Source organism: uncultured Gemmiger sp. (assembly GCA_944388105.1).
Taxonomy (GTDB): Bacteria; Bacillota; Clostridia; order Oscillospirales; family Ruminococcaceae; genus Gemmiger.
On the sequence record CALXHN010000005.1, the window covers coordinates 23,427 to 44,374 of the forward strand.

The 20,948-nt window shown below is 63.0% G+C and carries 17 protein-coding genes; 2 read left to right on the top strand and 15 right to left on the bottom strand.

Annotated features, from left to right (window positions below):
* Positions 1 to 20 precede the first annotated feature (20 nt).
* From Q0K17_RS01220 to Q0K17_RS01270, 11 genes are all read right to left on the bottom strand, one after another.
* Complete coding sequence (locus Q0K17_RS01220; RefSeq protein WP_294538882.1) at positions 21 to 1,427, bottom strand: undecaprenyl-phosphate glucose phosphotransferase; 1,407 nt, start codon at positions 1,425 to 1,427, stop codon at positions 21 to 23.
* A gap of 109 nt (positions 1,428 to 1,536) precedes the next feature.
* On the bottom strand, positions 1,537 to 3,609 hold the full coding sequence (locus tag Q0K17_RS01225) for a hypothetical protein (RefSeq protein ID WP_294538885.1): 2,073 nt from the start codon (positions 3,607 to 3,609) through the stop codon (positions 1,537 to 1,539).
* A 23-nt stretch (positions 3,610 to 3,632) separates the two neighbouring features.
* A complete protein-coding gene (locus Q0K17_RS01230; protein ID WP_294538887.1) occupies positions 3,633 to 4,628 on the bottom strand; it encodes a WYL domain-containing protein in 996 nt (331 codons plus the stop codon).
* Between the two features lie 18 nt (positions 4,629 to 4,646).
* Positions 4,647 to 5,501, bottom strand: coding sequence for a prephenate dehydrogenase (locus tag Q0K17_RS01235; RefSeq protein WP_366776617.1), 855 nt, complete (start codon positions 5,499 to 5,501; stop codon positions 4,647 to 4,649).
* Between the two features lie 4 nt (positions 5,502 to 5,505).
* Entirely contained in the window at positions 5,506 to 6,795 is a 1,290-nt protein-coding gene (gene aroA, locus Q0K17_RS01240) for a 3-phosphoshikimate 1-carboxyvinyltransferase (protein WP_294538893.1), read from the bottom strand.
* A gap of 32 nt (positions 6,796 to 6,827) precedes the next feature.
* The gene (aroF, locus tag Q0K17_RS01245) at positions 6,828 to 7,844 is read right to left on the bottom strand and encodes a 3-deoxy-7-phosphoheptulonate synthase (RefSeq protein WP_294538896.1); all 1,017 of its coding nucleotides are present in this window, start codon (positions 7,842 to 7,844) and stop codon (positions 6,828 to 6,830) included.
* 47 nt (positions 7,845 to 7,891) lie between these two features.
* The gene (locus Q0K17_RS01250; protein ID WP_294538899.1) at positions 7,892 to 9,148 is read right to left on the bottom strand and encodes a shikimate kinase; all 1,257 of its coding nucleotides are present in this window, start codon (positions 9,146 to 9,148) and stop codon (positions 7,892 to 7,894) included.
* A 28-nt stretch (positions 9,149 to 9,176) separates the two neighbouring features.
* Positions 9,177 to 10,289 (bottom strand): chorismate synthase, encoded by a 1,113-nt coding sequence (aroC, locus tag Q0K17_RS01255; RefSeq protein WP_294538902.1) that lies wholly within the window; start codon positions 10,287 to 10,289, stop codon positions 9,177 to 9,179.
* Positions 10,290 to 10,304: 15 nt separating this feature from the next.
* The gene (gene aroB, locus Q0K17_RS01260) at positions 10,305 to 11,336 is read right to left on the bottom strand and encodes a 3-dehydroquinate synthase (RefSeq protein WP_294538905.1); all 1,032 of its coding nucleotides are present in this window, start codon (positions 11,334 to 11,336) and stop codon (positions 10,305 to 10,307) included.
* 33 nt (positions 11,337 to 11,369) lie between these two features.
* Positions 11,370 to 12,485 (bottom strand): chorismate mutase, encoded by a 1,116-nt coding sequence (locus Q0K17_RS01265; RefSeq protein WP_294538908.1) that lies wholly within the window; start codon positions 12,483 to 12,485, stop codon positions 11,370 to 11,372.
* A gap of 415 nt (positions 12,486 to 12,900) precedes the next feature.
* On the bottom strand, positions 12,901 to 13,719 hold the full coding sequence (locus Q0K17_RS01270; protein ID WP_294538910.1) for a hypothetical protein: 819 nt from the start codon (positions 13,717 to 13,719) through the stop codon (positions 12,901 to 12,903).
* A 161-nt stretch (positions 13,720 to 13,880) separates the two neighbouring features.
* Between Q0K17_RS01270 and Q0K17_RS01275 the strand changes: the two genes are divergently transcribed.
* Positions 13,881 to 14,711 carry a DUF624 domain-containing protein gene (locus Q0K17_RS01275; RefSeq protein WP_294538913.1) on the top strand — a complete coding sequence of 277 codons (831 nt, stop codon included), beginning with the start codon at positions 13,881 to 13,883 and terminating at the stop codon, positions 14,709 to 14,711.
* 12 nt (positions 14,712 to 14,723) lie between these two features.
* Positions 14,724 to 16,175 carry a hypothetical protein gene (locus Q0K17_RS01280; RefSeq protein ID WP_294538916.1) on the top strand — a complete coding sequence of 484 codons (1,452 nt, stop codon included), beginning with the start codon at positions 14,724 to 14,726 and terminating at the stop codon, positions 16,173 to 16,175.
* 300 nt (positions 16,176 to 16,475) lie between these two features.
* On the opposite strand, the gene Q0K17_RS01285 is transcribed toward Q0K17_RS01280, so the two are convergent.
* Genes Q0K17_RS01285 through Q0K17_RS01300 form a run of 4 tightly spaced genes read right to left on the bottom strand, consistent with a single transcriptional unit; the run spans position 16,476 to position 20,840 of the window.
* The gene (locus Q0K17_RS01285; protein WP_294538919.1) at positions 16,476 to 17,492 is read right to left on the bottom strand and encodes an SGNH/GDSL hydrolase family protein; all 1,017 of its coding nucleotides are present in this window, start codon (positions 17,490 to 17,492) and stop codon (positions 16,476 to 16,478) included.
* 9 nt (positions 17,493 to 17,501) lie between these two features.
* Positions 17,502 to 19,070 (bottom strand): MBOAT family O-acyltransferase, encoded by a 1,569-nt coding sequence (locus tag Q0K17_RS01290; protein ID WP_294538922.1) that lies wholly within the window; start codon positions 19,068 to 19,070, stop codon positions 17,502 to 17,504.
* 9 nt (positions 19,071 to 19,079) lie between these two features.
* A complete protein-coding gene (locus tag Q0K17_RS01295) occupies positions 19,080 to 19,316 on the bottom strand; it encodes an acyl carrier protein (RefSeq protein ID WP_294538925.1) in 237 nt (78 codons plus the stop codon).
* Between the two features lie 18 nt (positions 19,317 to 19,334).
* The gene (locus Q0K17_RS01300) at positions 19,335 to 20,840 is read right to left on the bottom strand and encodes an amino acid adenylation domain-containing protein (protein WP_294538928.1); all 1,506 of its coding nucleotides are present in this window, start codon (positions 20,838 to 20,840) and stop codon (positions 19,335 to 19,337) included.
* Positions 20,841 to 20,948 lie beyond the last annotated feature (108 nt).

Genomic DNA, 20,948 nt, shown 5'->3' on the forward strand with positions numbered 1-20,948 from the left:
GATGGGGCGAAACGGGCAGTTCAGACGAGTTTTTCATCATTGATCATCTTGCCGCCGAACGCAGTGCGGAAGATGATCTTGATATCCAGGGCCAGGGTCCAGTTTTCGATGTACCAGATATCGTACCGGATGCGCTCGGCGATGTCGGTGTCGCCCCGCAGGCCGTTGACCTGGGCCCAGCCGGTCACACCGGGGCGCACCTGCTGGCGCACCAGGTAGCGGGGGATCTCCTCCTTGAAGTGCTCCACATGGAAGGGCACTTCCGGCCGGGGCCCCACCAGACTCATATCGCCTTTGAGGACGTTGAAGAACTGGGGAAGCTCATCCAGACTGAATTTGCGGATAAAACTGCCGAAACGGGTCTTGCGGGGGTCGGAATTGGTGCTCCAGCCGGTCTTTTCGTCCGTGTTCACACGCATGGAGCGGAACTTGTACATCATGAATTCCTTTTTGTTCAGTCCCACCCGCTTCTGGCAGAAGATGACCGGACCGGGGCTGGACAGCTTGACCCCGATGGCCACCGCCAGCATGACCGGACTGGTGAGCACAATGAGGAACAGGCTGCCCAGAATATCAAACAGCCGTTTGGCAAAAGCATTGAGAATGTTGTCAAAAGGCGTCTGCCGCACATTGATGAGCTTGCAGCTGCCCAGCACGTCGATGGTGGGACGGGCGGGCATATAATCGTTATAGAAAGGAAGCATGGTGATGCGCAGCCCCTGCTTGTCGCAGGCAGCCAGCGCATGGGGGATCATCTGCATCTCGTCCGCATCCAGCGCAATGACCACCTCTTCGATGCCGGGGTCACTGAGCACTTCATCCAGCTGGGTGTACGGGCCCCGGTACTCGGCCTTCAGGGCCTTGTTGGGGTTGTCGGCCAGATACCCGTCCACATAGTACCCGTAATACGGATTCTGTTCCAGCGCCTGCAGGTACTGGGCAGCCGCCTTGCCGCCGCCCACCAGCAGAACGTGATGGAAGTCCATGCCCCGGCGATGGCGCCAGCGGTCATACCAGCGGCGCAGCATCCGCTTGAAGATCAGCAGGCCGGTGCCGAACACATAGAACAGAATGACCACCAGACGGGAGAAGTTGACCACCCGGAACTGGTAAAGCAGGGCTTCAAAGCCCAGGATGCACACCGCGTTGACCAGCAGGATCAGCCGGCAGCGCCGCCAGAAGCCCCGCAGGCGGGAAGCATCATACAACCCGCACAGCCAGAATACGGCCACCGCCACCACGGCATAGACCCCACCGGCAAAAACCGTTTCCTGGGCGATGTCCAGGGCAGGGCCGGCGCCGCCGGGCTGGAAAAAGCGCAGATAATTGAACCGCAGATGGTTGGCCAGAAGATACGCCACGAACAGGAGCACCGCGTCCAGTCCGCTGCTGAACCAGGCACGGATGCGTTTGTTCTTTTCCAGCATACCGCCGGCCTCCTTTCACAACAAATTCGAAACTGCGTAAGAAATGGGCATTTATATAGAATAGCATACTCCCGCCCAGGTTGCAAGGCGGCCCCGCAGGCAGCGGGGGTCATTCAAAGAAGTATTCCCAGTCAAAGTAAGTGGCTTCCACCGTGGCCGTGTTGACGGTGACATGGGCCGCATCCTGGGGCAGAGCCTCCAGGGTGATGGTGCCCACACCGTCGGAGATGGTCACCGGCACATTGTAGACGGAGCGGTCGGTGGGCAGGAAGAAGTTGCCCTGATCCGGGTCCCGCTCCGCGGCCACACAGAGCTCGTTTTCGGTGACGGCGGTGCAGAACAGGAAGCTGTGCAGCCCGCCCCGCAGCGTGTAGCCGCTGTCCACCGAGAAGGTGTAGTCCAGGGTCACGTCCGCCACCCCGCAGAAGGTGGGGTCATCCGTCGTGACCGTGAGGGTCACCGTCTTGCCGTCCTGCGCCAGGTCCACCGTGCAGGGCTGGGCCAGATCATTGCAGACGCCGGTGCGTTCCCAGAACAGGTGCATGCCGCCGCTGTTATAGGTGTTGGCCACCGGGCTCCACCAGCGGTACAGTTCCCGGTAGAACCACCAGTTGGCGTTGCGGCTCCAGCGTTCGGACAGGGCCACCTTGGCACTGGGGGTGACCACCCGGTCAAAGGTGCCGGTCTGGAAGGCGGTCAGGTAGGCCAGCCGCTGCCGGTCCCCCATGGCGTGGATGATGTAATCCACCCCGGTGGGCTGCAGCTGGCCGGTCATGGCTTCCAGGGCGCTGGAATAGGTCCCGAAGAGGGTCTTTCCCTCGTTCATGGCCTTCTCGGTGGCCAGCTTGTCCGCCTGGTCCCCGAACCAGCCCCCCAGCTCCGGCACATAGGTCAGGTCCCCGTGGCCGCCCAGGCGGCTTTGCACCTGGCCGGTCATGCCCACGGCCAGCACGGCACAGGCAAACACGGTGCACCCCGCGGCCGAGGCATATCCCAGAAGGTGGGCAGGCTTTGTATGCCCCTGCAACAGGCGTCCGGCCAGTTCCAGCACGGCACGCAGCACAAACAGCGGCAGCAGGATGGCCAGCAGGGCCTGGGCGCCGCCGGTGGGGCCGCCTTCCCGGGAACCGGAAAGGATGCAGTAGAGAAGATTCCACAAAGGCATGCCCAGGCACAGGGCAAACCCGGCTGCCGCCAGCGCTGCCGAGCGATTGCGGCGGCAGCGGAAGATGCCCACCGCAAACAGCACCGCCAGCACCAGGCAGAGGGCACCCGCGGGCTGGGGGATGTAATCGGTGAGATAGCAGAGTTTTCCGTCAGCGGAAGTGCCGTAATACCAGCCCTGGAAGGCGCTGACCCCCCGGGTCTGCTGCAGCCATGCGATGGGATGGCCGAAGCTGATGAGCAGCACCGACACCCCCAGCCCCACACAGCTGATGAGGATATACTGTCCCACCCGCAGGAGAATCCGCTTCCAGGCTGTACCGTACTGACGCAGCAGGAACAGTCCGTAGCCCAGCGCCACAGAAATGTACATGGCAGCGCCCATATCATTGCTCCATGGCACCAGGAATCCCGCCACGGCAGGCACCAGAACCCAGGGAGCGACGGCTTTGCCCCGCTGGGCGGTGCGGTCCCGGCGTGCCCAGACACGCAGCCCCAGCAGGATGAGCAGGATTGCCAGCGGCAGGGCGGCGCCCCGCATCATGCGGGCACTGTTGCCGTTTCTGGCTGCGTACTCGATCAGCGGGCGCAGCTGGGCCTGAAGCGGCACCGGCACATCATGGGCAATGAGCAAAAACCAGGCGCTGAGGGCCGGACAGGCAAACAGAGCCCGACGGCCCCGGCCCAGCACCGCCGCACAGGCGGCCAGGACCAGCAGCTCAAAGTAAAACCAGGTACAGAAGTTGGTGGCAAAGACGCTGCGGCCAAAGCTGTTGCCCAGCACCAGCAAAAGACCGCCCACGCTGTACAGCTCCCCTGCCCCCAGGTACACCGCAAAATCCTGATAAGGTGCCTGTCCGGCCAGCAGATGCCGCACCGGATTGTAGTTCTGGAAATCGCCGTTCATGATCTCGTAACTGGCGTCAAAGTTGGCATCCAGGCCGTGCACGGCCGCCAGCCCTGCCAGAACCGCCAGAAGCAGCACCCAGGGAAGAACGCGTTTGAGGGTTTGTTTCAAGATTCAGGCTCTCCCTTCCCGGTTCAGCGGTAGATGGTCTGCAGGGTATCCAGGGTCTTGCGCATCTCGGCACGCACCTCCGGCGGGGTCAGGATCTCCACCCCTTTGCCGAACCCGGCCACCCAGCCGAAAAACTGCGGACTGATCTGAACGTTCACCGTCAGGGTAAAATGCTCGCCGCCGGTGCAGGGCACCAGAGTGGGGCCGGTGCCGAAACGGTCGATCATCGCCCCGGCAAAACGGTTTTCGCATTTCAGGGTGACCTTTTTCAGGGGTCCGTTGAACATGCCGAACATCTGCTGGGTATAGCTGTTCACATCAAAATCGGCGTACTCCCCGGCGCCTTCCCGGGGAACTTCGGGCAGAGGCTCCACCTTCTGCATCTTGTCCACCCGGTAATGGCGCAGATGTCCTTCGGTGTAGGCGATGAGGTAATAGTTCCCGTTCTCCCATACCAGGGCCCAGGGACTGACCTTGTACAGCTGTCCATTGTGGCGGGGAACCATCTGCTTCTGCAGATCCCAGTCACAGTATTTGAACTGTACCTGCACCCCGGTGGTGATGGCGGTGTGCAGCGCGTCCACGCTGTACAGGATCTTTTCGTCCTGGCTTTTCACCCGGCCGGAAACCAGCACGGTGCGGTCCAGTTCCGCCTGCCGGTAGCGGGAGGTGAACTTGCCCAGCTTGTCGATGAGGGTACGGCTCTTGCGGGCGGTGATGAACTTGCTGGCATACACCGCATCCACCAGCAGCTTGAGTTCGGCGAACTCGAAGGGGCTGTCGGTCATATAATAACCGCCGCCGCGGCCACGCTGCTGCACGATCTCAAAAGGAGCACCGGGCATGGAATTGATGGTCTGGATGTCGTCATACACACTCTTGCGCTCGGCATCCACCCCCCGTTCCCGCAGCAGTTCCACCAGATGCGGTACGCTCAGGGGATGCTGTTCGTCGGTCTCCCGGGAGAGGATCTCCAGCAGGGTCAGCAGTTTGAGTTTTTGTCCTTCTTTGCGGGGCATAGCGGTCTCCTCCTCGCTTTATTTTCGATCGAAGGCTTCACGGCGTTTGGTGGAAAGGCGGAACATCTCTTCCAGGCCTTCCCGGTCCCCGGCCGCCAGACGGTCACGCAGACGGTCCAGCGCCGCCGAGAACATGTCGATCTCACCGATCAGGTTATCCTTGTTCCACAAAAACAATTCCGCCCACATTTTATCGTTGATGCGCGCGATCCGGGTCAGATCCCGGAAGGAATCGCCGGTGTAGCAGGCCAGCTCGCTGTTGTCCGAAGCGCACATCAGGCAGACGGCGATGGCATGGCACAGCTGGCTCACATAGCCGATCATCCGGTCGTGCTCGGCGGGGGTCAGGGTGGTGATGCGGGCAAAGCCCAGCACCCCGGCCAGCTCGGTACACCACCGGATGGCTTCCGGGGTGTTCTTGTCGGTGGGGGTGATGATGAAGTTGGCGGGGGCGAAATCCACCTCGGCGCTGTGGGTGATGCCGCTGGTCTCCCGCCCGGCCATGGGATGGCTGGCGATGAACTCCACCCCTTGGGGCATCATGGCCTGCACCGGGCCCACCACCCCGCGCTTGACGCCGGACACGTCGGTGACCAGGGTACCGGGGCGCAGAAGATGCCCGTACTGCCGCACCCAGTCCAGAAAGGCGGTGGGGTACAGCCCGAAGATGACCCGGTCTGCCCCGGTGACCAGGTCTTCAAAATCCTGGTCTGCCCCGGCGCAGATATATTCCTTTTCCAGGGCCCAGGCCACGGCGGCAGGGTCCTTGTCGATGCCGGTGACCCGGTATCCCTTGCCGGAGAGCACCTGGGCGTATTTGCCGCCCAACAGCCCCAGACCGACGATGAGATAGGTATGGCTGTGATCCATCAGAACGTCACTCACTTTCCACCAGGTCGATGTTGGCGCCCAGAGAGCGCATCACCGTGAAGAAATCCGGCCAGCTCTTGCGCACGGCCTCGGCCCCCCGGATGGTGGCCGGTACCCCGGCGGCCAGGGCGGCCACCGTCAATGCCATGACGATGCGGTGGTCGTTGTGGCCGGACAGGGGTTCTGCGGGGGCGTGCAGCGCCCCGCCGGTCATGGTCAGGGTATCCCCGTCCACCTGCACCCGCCCGCCCATCTTGGCCAGCTCCTGCTGCATGGAAGCGATGCGGTCGGATTCCTTGATGCGCAGGCGTCCGGCATTGCGGATGGTGGTGGTGCCGCCGCACAGGCAGCCCAGAGAAATGAGCACCGGGCCCAGGTCGGGGCAGTCGGCCAGGTCGATGTCCCCCGCCTTCATCAGGCTGCGGGAAAACCGCAGGGCGCCGTTGACGTTGGCGATCTTGCCGCCGCAGCCCTTGAGGATATCCAGGATGACCCGGTCCCCCTGGCGGCTGGCGGGGTCCAGCCCGGACACCGAGATGCCGCCCAGCAGCACCCCCAGCACGGCCAGAAAGGCCGCCTGACTGTAGTCCCCTTCCACCGCCATATCACAGGGCAGGTAGCGCTGGGGCGCAGGGATGCGGTAGATGACACCGCCGTTTTTCTTGGCCCGCTGGGTCACCTTGACCCCGAACCGCTGCATGGCGGCGATGGTCAGGTCCACATAGCTGCGGCTCTCGTAGGGAGGCAGGACCTCGATGGTGGTCTCGGATTCCAGCAGCGGTGCCGCAAAGAGCAGCCCGCTGATGAACTGGCTGGATACATCCCCGGGCAGGGTGAGCCCGCCGGGACGCAGCCGCCCGAAGACGGTGATGCCCTCGCTGGACTGCTCAAACCGCAGGCCCTGCCGGTTGAAGAGCATCCGGTAGACTTCCTGGGGACGATCCATGAGCCGCCCCGCCCCGGTGAAGCGGATCTTCTGGGCGGTGAGGCTGAACACCGGGATCAGGAACCGCAGGGTGCTGCCGCTCTCATTGCAGAAAACCGGGCGGGTGACGGTGGGAAATCCGTCCGAGCCCAGCCCCTTGATGACCACGGCATGCTTTTCCTGCTGAACCTGGGCGCCCAGCTGACACACCGCCCCCAGGGTGGCACGGATGTCGTCGGAATATTCAATGTTTTCGATGCGGCTGGTACCGCCGGCCAACGCCGCGCACAGCACCGCCCGGTGTGCCGCGCTCTTGCTGGGCGGAACACAGGCCGTGCCGCCCAGACGGCTGGCATGCAGGATTGCGTCCAAACTGACACCACCTTTTTGGAAGAGATTGGCCCTTACATGGCGCGGCCGATGGCAGCGGCCACCTTGCGGCACTTGGCCACCGTATCCGCGAACTTGTCGGGCTTCAGGCACTGGGCGCCGTCGCTCCAGGCGCACTGGGGATTGTCGTGCACCTCGATCTCCAGACCGTCGGCACCGGCGGCCACCGCCGCCAGGGCCATGCTTTCCACGTACTTGTAGTCGCCGGTGGCATGGCTGGGGTCCACGATGACCGGCAGATGGGTCTTTTCCTTGATGACCGGTACGGCGGACAGGTCCAGGGTGTTGCGGGTGTATTTTTCAAAGGAACGGATGCCCCGCTCGCACATGATGACCTTCTCATTGCCGCCGGCCATGATGTACTCAGCGGACATGATCCATTCCTCGATGGTGTTGGCAAAGCCGCGCTTGAGCAGGATGGGCTTGCTCATCTTGCCCACCGCCTTGAGCAGCTGGAAGTTCTGCATGTTGCGGGCGCCGATCTGCACGATGTCCACGTATTCCTCGAACTCGTCGATGTGGGTCTCGTCCATCAGCTCGCTGACAATGGGCAGGCCGGTGACTTCCCGGGCCTTGACCATGTCCATGATGCCCTCGGTGCCCAGGCCCTGGAAGGAGTAGGGGCTGGTGCGGGGCTTGTAGGCGCCGCCGCGCAGGAAGTTGGCGCCGCCTTCCTTGACCAGCTTGGCCATCTTGATGATGTGGTCCTCCCCTTCCACGCTGCAGGGACCGGCCATGACCACCACAGGAGAGTTGCCACCGATCTTGATGCCGTTCACATCAATGACGGTGTCATCGGGGTGGAACAGGCGGTTGGCCCGCTTGTAGGGGGCGGACACACGGGTGACGTTTTCCACCCAGGGGTTGGCCAGGACGTCCTTTTCGGCGATCTTGGTGGTATCGCCCACCAGACCGAAAACGTTGTAGTCGGTGCCGCGGATCAGCGTGACCGAAAGTCCCTGTTTTTCGAAGCTGTCAATGATGCGGTCCAGTTCGACCTGCGGCGTGCCTTTTTTGGTAGAAATAATCATGGTTACATGTCCCTCTCTCTATGGTTTTGGTTGGTGACGGTACGGCGTCAGCGGGTATAATCAAAGGTCTTTTCAAAGGCGGCGCGGGCAGCGTTCACCGCGTTGGCCAGGGTGGAGGTGTTGTCCACCACCCCGTCGGCGGCGCTGCGGTAGGCGGGTTCCCGCTCCGCTTCCATCCGGCGCAGGGCTTCCCGGCCGGTGGAAAGGGGGCGTCCGCCCATGGCCAGGAACTCCACCGGACGGCGCACCCACAGTACGGGGCCGTTCTGGCGCAGCAGGCGGGTGTTGCCGGGGGTCTTGACCACACCGCCGCCGCAGGCGATGACCTGACCGCTCTGCTTGGACACTTCGGACAGGGCATCCGCCTCATACCGGCGGAAGGCGGCCTCCCCTTCCCGGGCAAAGATGTCGGGGATGGGCATGCCGGCGTGCTGTTCGATCCATTCGTCCAGATCCACGTAGGTCTTGTTCAGGGCTTTGGCCAGCCCTTCGCCCACCGTGCTCTTGCCGCATCCGGGCATGCCGATGAGGGAAACGTTGCTCAGTTCCCGCTTCAGGTCCCGGCTGGTGGTGCGGATGAAGGCATCCTTATCCATGGTGGTGCCGGTGAACAGTTCGGAGGCGTAGGCCGCCTGGGCCACCAGCATCTCAAAGCCGCAGTAAGCCGGGATGCCCCGGTCCTCTGCCCGCAGCAGCAGCTCGGTGCGGAAGGGATTGTACACCACATCCAGCACCGCCTTCAGGTTGGGCAGCGCGCTCAGGTCCAGCAGGCATTCCCCCACATGGGGGAACATCCCCGCCGGACTGGTGTTGACCACGATCTCCGCTTCCTTGCACTGGGCTGCCTGATCGTAGGTCAGGACGTTCTTGCCGCCCCGCCGGCTGACCGGCAGCACCGCTTTGGCGCCGGCGTCCCGGCAGACGGCGCTGACGGTGGCGCAGGTGCCGCCGGTGCCCAGCACCAGCACGGTGCGCCCCGCAAAGTCCACGCCGTGGCGGCGGGCCAGCCATGCAAAGCCGGCGTAGTCGGTGTTGTAGCCGTAGAGACGGCCGTCCCGCTGCACCACGGTGTTCACCGCACCGATAGCCTTGGCCGCCGGGTCGATGACATCGCAGTATTCCATGACCAGCTTCTTGTACGGAATGGTCACGTTGATGGCCTTGAAGGCCCGGGCCTGCAGAAAGGCACGGGCGTCGGCCTCGGTGGGCAGGGCACGCAGCTCATAGGCGTAGCCGCCCGCCCGCTGGTGGATCTGCCGGGAATAGCTGTGTCCCAGCTTGGCACCGATCAAACCATATTCCATGTTCCGATTCTCCCCTTTCCCTTGCCGTTTATAACCGGGGCAGGCCGTGCTTTTGCGCCAGCGTGCCGTAACGGATGCTGATAAGGTCCAGAATACCGAAAGCCGTCAGGCTGTTCTGCACCACCGCCGCCCGGGGCACGATACAGGGATCATGCCGGCCTTTGATCTGGATCTCGGCGTCCTGTCTGGCGGGATAGTCCACCGTATCCTGGGGGCGGTAGATGCTGGGGGTGGGCTTGACCACCGTACGCAGCACGATGGGCATGCCGTTGGTGATGCCCCCGTTGATGCCGCCGTTATGGTTGGTGGCGGTCCGGATCTGCCCTTCCCGCATACGGAAGGCGTCGTTGGCCTGACTGCCCCGCAGTTCCGCAAAGCCGAACCCGGCGCCGAACTCAATGCCTTTGACGGCGGGTACCGCAAACATCAGGTGCGCCAGGGTGCTCTCCACACTGTCGAACCAGGGTTCTCCCACCCCGGCCGGCAGCCCGGTGACCACCGTTTCCAGAATACCGCCCACGCTGTCTCCCTCCGACCCGGCAGCCCGGATGGCCGCCTGCATGGGGGCTTCCTTGTCCGGGTCCAGCAGGGCGAAATGCCCCGGTTCCGGCTCGGGCATGACCAGTCCTGCGGCGCTGGACAGGGGCGCGTCCTGCACACCGCCGCAGGCGGCGATGTGGGTGTACACCCGGATGCCCAGACCTTGCAGGACCTGCTCACAGACGGCCCCGGCCGCCACGGCGGCGGCGGTGATCCGGCCGGAGAAATGTCCCCCGCCCCGGGCGTCCTGATACCCTTCATACTTGGCGAAGGCGGTGTAATCCGCGTGACCGGGGCGCAGCAGCGCCGCGTTTTTGGCATAGTCCTGGCTGCGGGTGTTGGTGTTGCGCACCATCAGGGTCAGGGGGGTGCCGGTGGTGTGCCCGTCCAGCACGCCGGAAAGGAATTTCACCTCATCCGGCTCGGTGCGGGCGGTGGAAAGCCCGTCGCCCCGGGCCCGACGGCGGTCCATGCGGATGTTGATGAAATCGGTATCCACCGGCAGTCCGGCGGCCAGACCGTCCAGCACGGCACCGATGGCCGGACCGTGGCTTTCGCCGAAGATGGTCAGGGACACCGCACTGCCAAAGGTATTTTTCATAGGTGGTCAGCCCCCTTATTCCTCTTCCAGGCCCAGCAGGGCAGGCAGCTGGGTCATGGGCAGGGTATCCGCCCGCCAGCAGCCCAGCCCCGGCACCCGGATGACCGTGATGCTCTTGCCGCCGCTCTTTTTGTCATGGCGCATATATTCCAGCACCTTGTGCTTGTCCACACCGGTGCGCACCGGCAGGCCCAGCTTGCGCAGCACCGCCCGGGTCCGCTTCTGCAGGGACCGGTCCTCGATCATGGGCAGCATGCCCAGAGCCACGCATTCCCCATGATACAGACCGTTGGTGCGGCGTCCCCGCACCCCCTTGACGGCCTCGATGCCGTGACCGATGGTGTGGCCGAAATTCAGTGCCTTGCGGGCACCGGATTCCCGTTCATCCTGCTCCACGATCTTCTTTTTCACCAGCAGGCTGCGGTAGATGATGGTTTCGATGTCCTTGTCCACATCCCCGTGCTCAAACACATCAAAGAGTTCCGGGTCGGCAATGAGGCCGGCCTTGACCGCCTCGGCCAGACCGTTGATATACTGGCGGCGGGGCAGGGTGGTCAGGGTGTCGGGGTCCACCAGCACCACCTGAGGCTGCCAGAAGGCGCCCACGATGTTCTTGGCACTGCCCAGGTCAATGGCCGTCTTGCCGCCGATGGAGGAGTCGATCTGGGACAGGGTGGTGGTGGGGCAGTTGACAAAGTCGATGCCCCGCATATAGCTGGCAGCGCAGAAACCGCCCAGGTCTCCCACCACGCCGCCGCCCACGGCCACCAGCAGGTCTTTGCGGTCCATGCCGAATTCCAGCATGGCGGTGAGTACCTGGCCGTAGACCTTCAGGCATTTGCTGCCTTCGCCCTGGGGGATGGTGTAGACGGTGCCGTTTTCGCACTGGTCCGCCACGGTCCGGGCATACTGGGCGGGCACACCGGAATCGGTGAGCACAAAGACCCGGCGGTGTGTCAGGTCGGTAAACTGATGGAGGTTCGAAAGGCAGCCGCGCTTGAGGATGATGTCATAGCTGCGGGTACCGAGATTCATCGTCATTTTCATAAGGGACCCTCCTGTTTTATATAGTGACCTTGGTTACTGCATTTCATCGGCCGGACCGGTGGCAAATACCCCCAGCACCCGCACGGTACGGCAGACCTTCTGCATGGCCTGCACCAGCGCCTCGCAGGTGGCGGGGGCGTCGGTGTCGGGGCAGACCAGCTGCACGTAAAAGTAATATTCAAAGGAGACATGGGGCAGCGGGCGGCTCTTGATGTTTTCCATGTTGAAGCCCTGTTCCCCGATGAGGCGGATCACATCCGCCAGTTTGCCCGGTTTGTGGTCCACGGTAAAGAGCATGGCCATACGGCGGCCGGGAGCCGGGGGCACCGGCGCGGCGGCGTCGGTGCGGGTGATGACGATGAACCGGGTGGTGTTGTCCCCGTCCTCGTTGACGCCCTCGGCCAGGATCTGCAGACCGTAGAGTTCCGCCGTCTGGGCCGACGCAATGGCCGCCAGGGACTTGTCCCCCGTTTCGGCCACATAGCGGGCCGCCTCGGCAGTGTTGCCCCACACCCGGGTGGCCAGACCGTGACTCTTGATATACACGCTGCTCTGGGCCAGGGCCTGCTGGTGACTGATGACGGTGCGGATGTCCGAAAGCTGTGCCCCGGGCAGTGCCAGCAGGTCCTGCCGGATGGGCAGGTCACACATGCGGGCCACGCTCAGTTCCGGGTGGGCGTACAGCAGATCCAGCACGGTGGAAACATCCCCCGCGTTGGAATTTTCAAAGGGCAGCACGCCGAAGCTGGCATCCCCTGCCGCCACGGCATCAAATACCTCGGCCCAGGTGTCAAAGGCTCTGGCCCGGGCAAAGGGGAACAGCCGGGTGAGGGCAATGTGGCTCCAAGCCCCCTGCACCCCCTGATAAGCGGCCACATCCCGCCCCAGCAGCTTGCGCTGGTAAGCCCGGGACACCACCATCATCTCCTGCAGGACATGACGGTAATACGGGCGCAGTTCCTCGTTGTGCAGACGGGCGGTGTTCTTGGCCAGGACCACGTCCTCCCGGGCCGCGTCAAACACCGGTTTGCCGGTGGCCGCCTTGTACTGCGCCACCTGGCCCACGGCCTCCATCCGCCGTTCAAACAGCGCGGCCATCTGAGCGTCGATCTCGTCAATGGTCTCCCGCGCCTGCTGCAGCTGATCCATTCTGATACCCCCTGCCGTTATGATACGTATACAGATTCAATATACCATAAACCGGTCTGTATCTCAAGTAAAAACCGTGAAAAATGTCGGGAGATTTTGCGTGCTCTATACAATATGAACTTTTATTTTTGTGTGTACGAAATGTACATTTTCCGTCTGCCGGAAACGCAGCTTCCGGGCCGCAGGGAAACACAAAAAGCGGCTGCCGGTCTGCGGCAGCCGCCTGACGGAACAGGGGGTCATGTTTTTTTGTCCGGTGCATCGTTTTTGGTACGGCGCACCAGTTCCTCAAAGGTTGGCATCTGTGTGTAAAAACGGCGGTAGGGATTTTCCGGCAGCGGTGCCGGGGGTGCCGGTACGGGGGCCTTTGGGGCGGCGGATTCCGGCCGGCGGCCGCGGCAAGGACGCCAGCGCATCAGCCCTGCCCCGCGGTAGACACCGCGCCCTGGGTCAGCTTCTGCCAGAGGACATCGTCATCGGCGTAGGATTCCGCCGATTTGTCGGTCCAGGTGCCCCGGCAGCCGATGTACAGCCGGCTCAGCACATCCTGGTTGCTGCCGGTGGTATCGTCCATGAGGGTGTACCCTGTATAGGTGCCCAGGTCCAGGCCGGTCAGCACCGGGCAGTCGGTCCAGCGGTAGACCATGTTCTGCCAGTCGGAAGCGGGTTGGTCCTGCCCCGGAATGGTCCCGTCCAGATACCGCAGCACCGCCGTGTTGTCCTGGAAGCTGGCAGGGTCTTCCAGCAGGAAAATATAGCTGCCGTCCGCACTGGAAATATCGGTGCTCAGTTGGGTCAGCACCGCCATGCGCACATAGGCGTCGGTGCTGTCTTCCAGGCCGGAGGTCTCGGACCCGGAGGAAGCCTCTGTGGTCTGGGCGGTCTCGGCGGTGCCGGCCTCGGTGGCCAGATCAATGGCATACTGGTTGAGCTGAACCACCACCTTGCCGTCACCGTTGCGGTCATCGCAGAAGGATTCCAGCGCAGCGGTCAGGGCATTGGCGGTATCGGTGGGCAGTTCCTGCTGGCCCACATAGCCGACCTGATAGTCCGGCTTTGTGCGGAAAAAGGATTCCTTGATAATGCTGGCCAGAATGCCCAGCACCACAAGGACCGCCACCACCTGCCACTTATGGTAATGCCACCAGTTTCCGGCCTTTTCCGCCTTGGTGTATGTACGTTCCGGTTCGGTTTCTGTATAGGTTTCCTGACTGTTTTTTGTGACCCAGGCCATGGGCGGGTTCCCCTTTCCAAACTGTGATGTATTGATTGTAACACAAAACCATGTGTAATTTGTAAAAATATTCTGACCATTTTACGCCCGCGCCTTGCACCGGCCGACAAAAAAGGATATCATAAAAATGTATTATTATATCCATGGATGGGGGAAACACCATGACTGACACCGAAAAGACGCAGCCCACCGCCGTATCCGGTCCGGATACGGCACCGGCCTCTGCCGCCACGCCCCGCAAGGTAGGCGTTGCCCGCTTTTTTGAACTGATGGGGCGGGACCTGTGGCCCTTCTATAAAGCCAGCATCCTTTGCTGTGTGGGCTTCGTGCCCGGATTTCTGGCGGTTTTCTTCGGCATCCTGTCCGGGGCCGTCTGGATCAGCCTGCTGGGCGGCGCACTGGGCGGCATGATCGCCGCACCTTTCCTGTGCGGCATGTTCGATACCGTGCTGCGCGCCCTGCGTGACGAACCCGGTTACTGGTGGCACACCTACCGCAATGCCTGGAAGCAGAACTGGCGGGATGCCCTGGCTCCGGGTGCCCTGGCCGGTGCAGTCCTGGGTCTGTGGAGCTGGGTGCTGACCGCCCTGCCCGATATGACCGATGTGCCCACTTCGGTGTGGGTGTGCATGATCGTGAGCGGCGCGGTGCTGGTAGGGTTCTTCACCTATGTATTTGCCCAGCTGGTGCTGGTCAGCCTGCCCCTGCCCAAACTGCTCAAGAACAGCGGGCTATTTTTCCTGGGATTCTTCCCCCGCACCCTGGCCGCCACCCTGGTCCAGTGCGTGTACTGGGTGCCGGTTCTGATGTATATGCCCTATACCCTGCCCGTGCTGCTGGTGACCGGGTTCTGGCTGCCGGTGACCATCGGGCTGCAGGTGCTGTACCCGGGTCTGGACCGCGCCTTTGCGCTGGAATCCACCATCCGGCAGCGGCGGGACGAGGAACTGCAGCAGATCATGGCGCAGCGGGACGATCAGGATGAAACGTAAGGCGGTGAGTCTTTGATGGACAACAAAAACACCTTTTTATTGCAGGACACCGAGATGTTCATGCGGGGAGAACTGGACAATGTAACGGTGGCCGGTGGCCGGATCCTGCTGGACATTGTGCAGGGCGGGCATGTGCCCTACGGCTGCTACACCAGTCCGGCCATCTCTCTGCCTGCCTTTGATGCGGTGCGGGTGAGCTGGAATGCCGGCACCCCGCCGGACACCGCCGTGGAGGCCCAGGCCCGGGTGCTGGTGGACGGCAACTGGAGCGCCTGGTCCAGCTTCGGACGGTGGAGCCCTTATCTGGACCGGGAAGGCGCACGCCCTGTCACCCGCGGACCGCTGGTCCTTTCCTCCGACCACCTGACCCTGGATTCCAAGGTGGGCATGCAGGTACAGCTGCGGATCTACCTGTACACCAAAGATGAAAAAAAGACCCCCACCGTAAGTCTGCTGGGGGTCAGTGTCCATGCGGTGGATGTGATCCCCGCCGGCGGACGTCCCGTAAACGCCAAACTGAATCTGATGCCTTATACGGTGGCGCCCCGCTCCCCCGCCCTGCACGATGTGATGGACCTGGCCATCTGCCTGACCAGCCTGACCAACCGTTGGGGGGCCGATATCCTGCCCGAAGAGTTCGCCCTGGCCATGCGGGACTTCCAGCCGGGGCAGGACCCGCGGAACCTGAGTTTTGCGGCGGCTGCCGCCGGATGCTGGGGATTTCCCGCCTGGGCCTGCTGGGCAGACCTGGCCCTGCTGCGTGCCGAAGTCCGGGCCGGATACGGGGTGATCGTGGCGCTGAGCCGCCGTGCGGTGGAGATCGACGCCGGTATGCCCCCCATCCGGTATGCGGCGCTGCGGGGCTTTGCCAATATGGACGGGTCGCCCTGTGCCCTGCTCATTGATCCCTGGGCGGGTATCAGCAACTTTGACGCCGAGACCCAGATGCCCCTGGATGAATTTCTGGTGGCCTGGACCAATCTGGCCCTGTGCATGCGCCAGCGCTGCAAGGAACTGCCGGAAGGACGGCCGGAGCGTTCCTCCGTATGGCTGCGTCACGAAAAGGACGCCCCCGACGGGCTGTATCAGATGTATCTGGGCGGCGTTGCCCATCCCCTGCCCGACGACTTCTGCGGGGAAGCCCCCAACGAGGCCCCCGGAGCAGAGGTGCCGGCGCCCCGCCCTGAGGAGACCGGGGAAGCCGCGGATGCACCGCAGCAGGCCCCCGCTTCCCCCGCACCGGAAGCCCCCGCACGTCCCGCTGCCGTGGGGGTGCTGGCCTGGTCCATCCCGGACGAACGGCCCCACGCCACCACCGCGCACCGGACCCTGCATTTCACCCGCCCGGTCAGCGGCGGCATCCATCTGGGCACCCGCACCGCCCCCGATGAACCGCCTACCAAATATACCGTATATGCCATCGATCCCGCCGGACGCATGCTGGTGGGCGACGTGATGGTGTAAACATCTTCCGGACAAAAAAGAGCAGGCGGAGCGTTCAGCACTCACCCCGCCTGAGAAGAAGGAGAAAAACAGAGCGTCCCGTTTGCACAGTCCCGTCTGGCAAAACCCACCCCTCTGAGTTCTACGGAACCCCGAGGCGCTCTGGTTTTCTTCTTATCCTGTTTCTGATATGCAAAAAAGCAAAGGTACTTCGAGCGGTACGCTCCAAAGCACCTTTGCTTTTCTTGTATTATAGCGCATTGCATCCCGCCATGCAAGAGGGCACAGTGTACAACATCCTTGCACACAGCCCCCCTCTGCTCAGGCGGTTTGCTCAAGTACGGACAGCTGGTAGTCGGCGGCTTGCTGATTCTGTGCCAGCGCGTCGGTCATGGACTGGGTGTAGGCGGCGGCGTCCTGATCCCAGCTTTCAAAGCCGGATTGGCCCCGATGATCCTCCAGGGCATAGTGCCCGGTGAGGTAGGTGCCCAGGGCGGCGGTGAGTTTCTGTGCGCCCAGCACATTCAGGTGGGAACCGCCGTCCGGGGTATCCGTCTTCCAGTTGATGCCGGGGTCCGTGTCGGCCATGTTGTAATCCAGATAGGTCAGGCCATTTTCGTCGGCAAAGCTCTGGATGCCGTTGTGCCGCGCCAGATTCCAGCTGGAAGAGGCCGGCACCGTGATGAGCAGCAGTTCACTGTCATGGTCCCGGCACAGCTTGACGATCCGGTCCAGGTACAGGCGCACCAGCAGCGGAATGGGTTCCCGGCTGCCGTCGTCGTACATGTAGTCTCCCCGCATGCTGGCCCCCACCGTGGTGATGGGGGTGAAGCCCTTGTTGGTGTCCCGCCAGCTGTAATCATGCTCTTCCAGCAGATTGTCCCAGGTCAGGTCCTTCCAGTTGTCGTGGAAGCGCACCAGGGGGATCAGTTCGTCGGTGATGTCCCCGATGGCAGCCTGCAGTTCGGTCTCATCCCCCATGCGGCTGTACACCACATCGGTACACAGAACCACCACCTTGGGCGACTGCTCCTCATAGATGGAACGCAGGCGATAATAAATATTGTACACCGACAGCCACCCGGACGCATAGGTATAGCCGGTCACGCCGCTGTCACAGTACCACTGCATGGGGGAAATTCCCTGGGCAGCGTTGGAATCCCCCATGACCAGCACGTCAATGGTGTCGAAGTCCTCCCCCAGGATGCCGCCTGCCGTGTAGCCGGACAGATACCGGTTGGAGTGGGGCATCAGGTAATGGCCCGCCAGGAACACGGCCATGGCCAGCACCAGCAGGAAAGCCGTGACGTGGAGGATATGTTTGATGCAGGATTTCATAATACTCCCTTAGAATTGCGCGTAGATAAACGCTGCGGGGTCGTAATTGTCCCCGTAAGCGCCGAAAATCATGATAGCCAGCACCGCTGCAATGTACACGGTCCAGCGCAGGACCAGCGGGCGCACCGCCAGTTCCGCGCGGAGCTGATGGCCCCGGTGATGCAGCCAGTCCACAGCAAACAGAATCGCCGCTCCCACCGCCAGCACCGCCATGTCCCGGGCGTCCAGCTTGATGAGCAGGCTGCCCGTATACGGCACTGTCAGGCTGCGGAGCATGTCAACGGCCGCCCACACCCCGTTGGCGCGGAAGAGCAGCATGCCGAAGTTGACCAGCACAAAGGTGCGCAGCACCTGCCACAGGCGATAAGGGCGGGCCTTGCGCCAGACGGGCAGGCGGGGCAGCACCCGGAGAAGGGCCGGTTCGGCCAGTTCCCCCAGCCACTGCAGGGCAAAGTAGTAAAGGCCATACAAAAGGTACAGCCACCCCGCCCCGTGCCACAGGCCGATCAGTGCCCAGGTGATGCCCAGGCCCGTCCACACCGGCCACTGACGGGCCGCGGCAGGGCTGACCTTGTCCCGGCACAGGCGGGCGAACTTCTGCATGGGCTTGCTGAGGATCAGGGGCTGGAAGACATATTCCCGCAGCCAGGCCCCCAGTGTGATATGCCAGCGGCGCCAGAATTCGCCCACGCTGGCGGAAAAGAAAGGCTGGCGGAAGTTTTCCGCCGGATGTACCCCGAACAGCTCCGCCGAACCGCAGACGATATCCATGCAGCCGGAAAATTCCGCGTACAGCTGCAACGTATACAGCAGCACCCCCAGAGCGGTGGCGGCGCCGCTGTACTGGGTCCAGTCGTCGAAGGTGGCCTTGACGTACATGTTGGCACGGTCGGCAATGACCATCTTTTTGAACAGGCCCCAGACGATGCGCTGGATGCCGAAGGTCAGGTTCCGGTAAGAGGGCGGCGGCGGGTCCAGCAGAGCCGGCGACAGCGAACCGTACCGGTCGAAGGGACCTTCCACCACATGGGGCCAGAAGCTCAGGAAGAGCAGCACCTGCCAGTAGCGCTCCGCCGCTTTACAGCTGCCACGGTACACGTCCACCATATAGCTGATGGCCATGAGGGTGAAGAAGCTCAGGCCCATGGGCTGCACCAGGGTGGGCACGGTGAACACCGGGGACCCGGGCAGGGATTCCATCAGCTGGGAGAGCACCCTGGCCCCGAAAGGCAGGTACTTCACAAAAAGCAGGATGCCCGCCATGGCTGCCACACCACCGGTGACCGCCATTTTTTTGAGGGCTCCCACCTCTTTTTTGAAGGGCTTGCGCCGGTCCGCCGGCAGGGCGGGGCGGGTATCCGCCTGTAAAGCATCCAGCCTGCCCAGCAGCAGTCCCACGCCCCAGGCGATGGCCGCGGCCAACAGAATATACACGATATACCGTTTGGTGCTGGCAAAATAGAAGACCAGACTGGCCCCCAGCAGCACGCCGGGACGCCATTTCTGGGGTGCAAAGGCCCACAAGAGCCAAGCCACAACCAGAAATCCGAACAGATAGATAAAAGAATTGTAAGACATGGCTGCCCCTTACTCTTCTTCCAGCCGCTGCACCATGGCCAGAATGGCCTGGGGTGTGCGGAAGTTTTCCTCCTTGAGGTCCAGCGGGGTGATCTCGATGTCAAATTCGCCGGTCAGCGCCATGACCAGGGACATGATGTCCACCGAGTCCAGCTTGCCGCTCTTGACCAGTTCTTCCTCCGGTGCGGGATGCAGGCCGGGTTTCACTTCCTCGATCATGGCAATGATTTCTTCGATGGTATGCATAAGTACTCTCCTTTTGGTTCAAAGCATGGCAGTCAGGGCCTTGCGGTCCACCTTGCCGTTGGCATTGTGGGGCATCTGGCGCAGGCGCCGGTACTCGGCAGGCTGCATGTAGGCGGGCAGACGTCCGGCCAGACGGGCACGCAGCGCTTCGGTCACGTCCCTCTTGGCCTGGAAAAACAGCACCAGCTTGTCCCGGGCGGCATCGTACACGCAGGCACAGTCGTCCAGCTTGTCCTGGCCGAAGGCCGCGGTCTCGATCTCCCCGGGTTCGATGCGGTACCCCATGTGTTTGATCTGGTTGTCCAGGCGCCCGCAGTAGACCAGTTCTCCCCTCTCGTTGGTCCGCACCAGATCCCCGGTGCGGTAGATGGTTTCCGGGTAGGCGGTCTGGACCGGATTGGGCACAAAGCGCTGGGCGGTCTTGTCCGGCTGGCGGTAATACCCCGCCGCCACAAAGCTGCCCCGTACGCACAGTTCCCCGGCCTCGTCCCGGGCGGCAGGACGGTCCCCGCACAGCACCAGCAGCCCGCAGTTTTCGCAGGCCCGACCGATGGGCAGGCTTTCGTCATCCCGGAACGCCCGGTCCAGCTCATAGTAGGCACAGATATCGGTGGTCTCGGTGGGCCCGTACAGGTTGGCAAACCGGGCCTGGGGGTAATGGGCGCGCCAGTAGTTCAGCTTGGCGGTGGGCATGACCTCCCCCGCAAACAGGATGGTGTGCAGGGGCGGGGCGGCGGTGTAGTCCAGGGCTTTCCAGTTGGCCACGATGCCCAAGGCCGACGGCACCCAGTACAGGGTATTCACCTTACGGGCGCACAGATATTCCAGCAGCTGCACCGGAAAGCTGAACAGCCGCCTGGGCAGCACCTGCAGGCAGGCACCGCTGCGCAGGGCCCCGTACAGGTCGGTGACCGACATGGAAAAATAGAAAGGCGTCTGGTTGCCCAGCACCGTATCCGGTGAAAAGCCAAAGGTGGAAACCACCCATTCACTGTAGGCCAGCACATTCCGGTGGGTCACAGCCACCCCTTTGGGCAGACCGGTGGACCCGGAGGTGAACAGCACATAGGCCAGGTCGGTGTCAAGGACGGCCTGCCGCAGCGCCGTCATGCGGGCGTCATCAGGCGGCACCGCGGCCGCTGTCTGGCAGTCCAGCACCGGAATCGGCCCTGCCAGTGACCGGGCCGCGTCAGCGTGGGCGGCGTCGGTGAGCAGGGCGGCGGGTTCCAGCTGGTCCAGAATGGCCCGGACCCGTTCCGGCGGCTGGGCGGTATCCAGCACGGTGTAAAAACCGCCGGCAGCCAGCACCCCCAGCATGGCGGTCAGGGCTGCGGCTCCCCGCTCCATGTACACCCCCACCGGGCGATGCAGCACGCCTCCCGGCAGAGCATCCAGCGCCGTACCCACCCCGTACACCCAACGGGCGGCCTGCTGCCAGGTCAGGGCGGTGGTTTCGTCACAGAATCCGGCGCTCCGGGGCTGCGCCCCGGCAGTGCGGTCCAGCAATTCCAGAATATGATGCACGGGTATGCGCTCCTTTCCTGTCCCGGGTTCGGGTGTAGGCCTTATTATACCACGGGCCCTCCGCGAAACCGGCAAAGAAACGGCAAAGACCCGCCCCCCAGCCGGAAC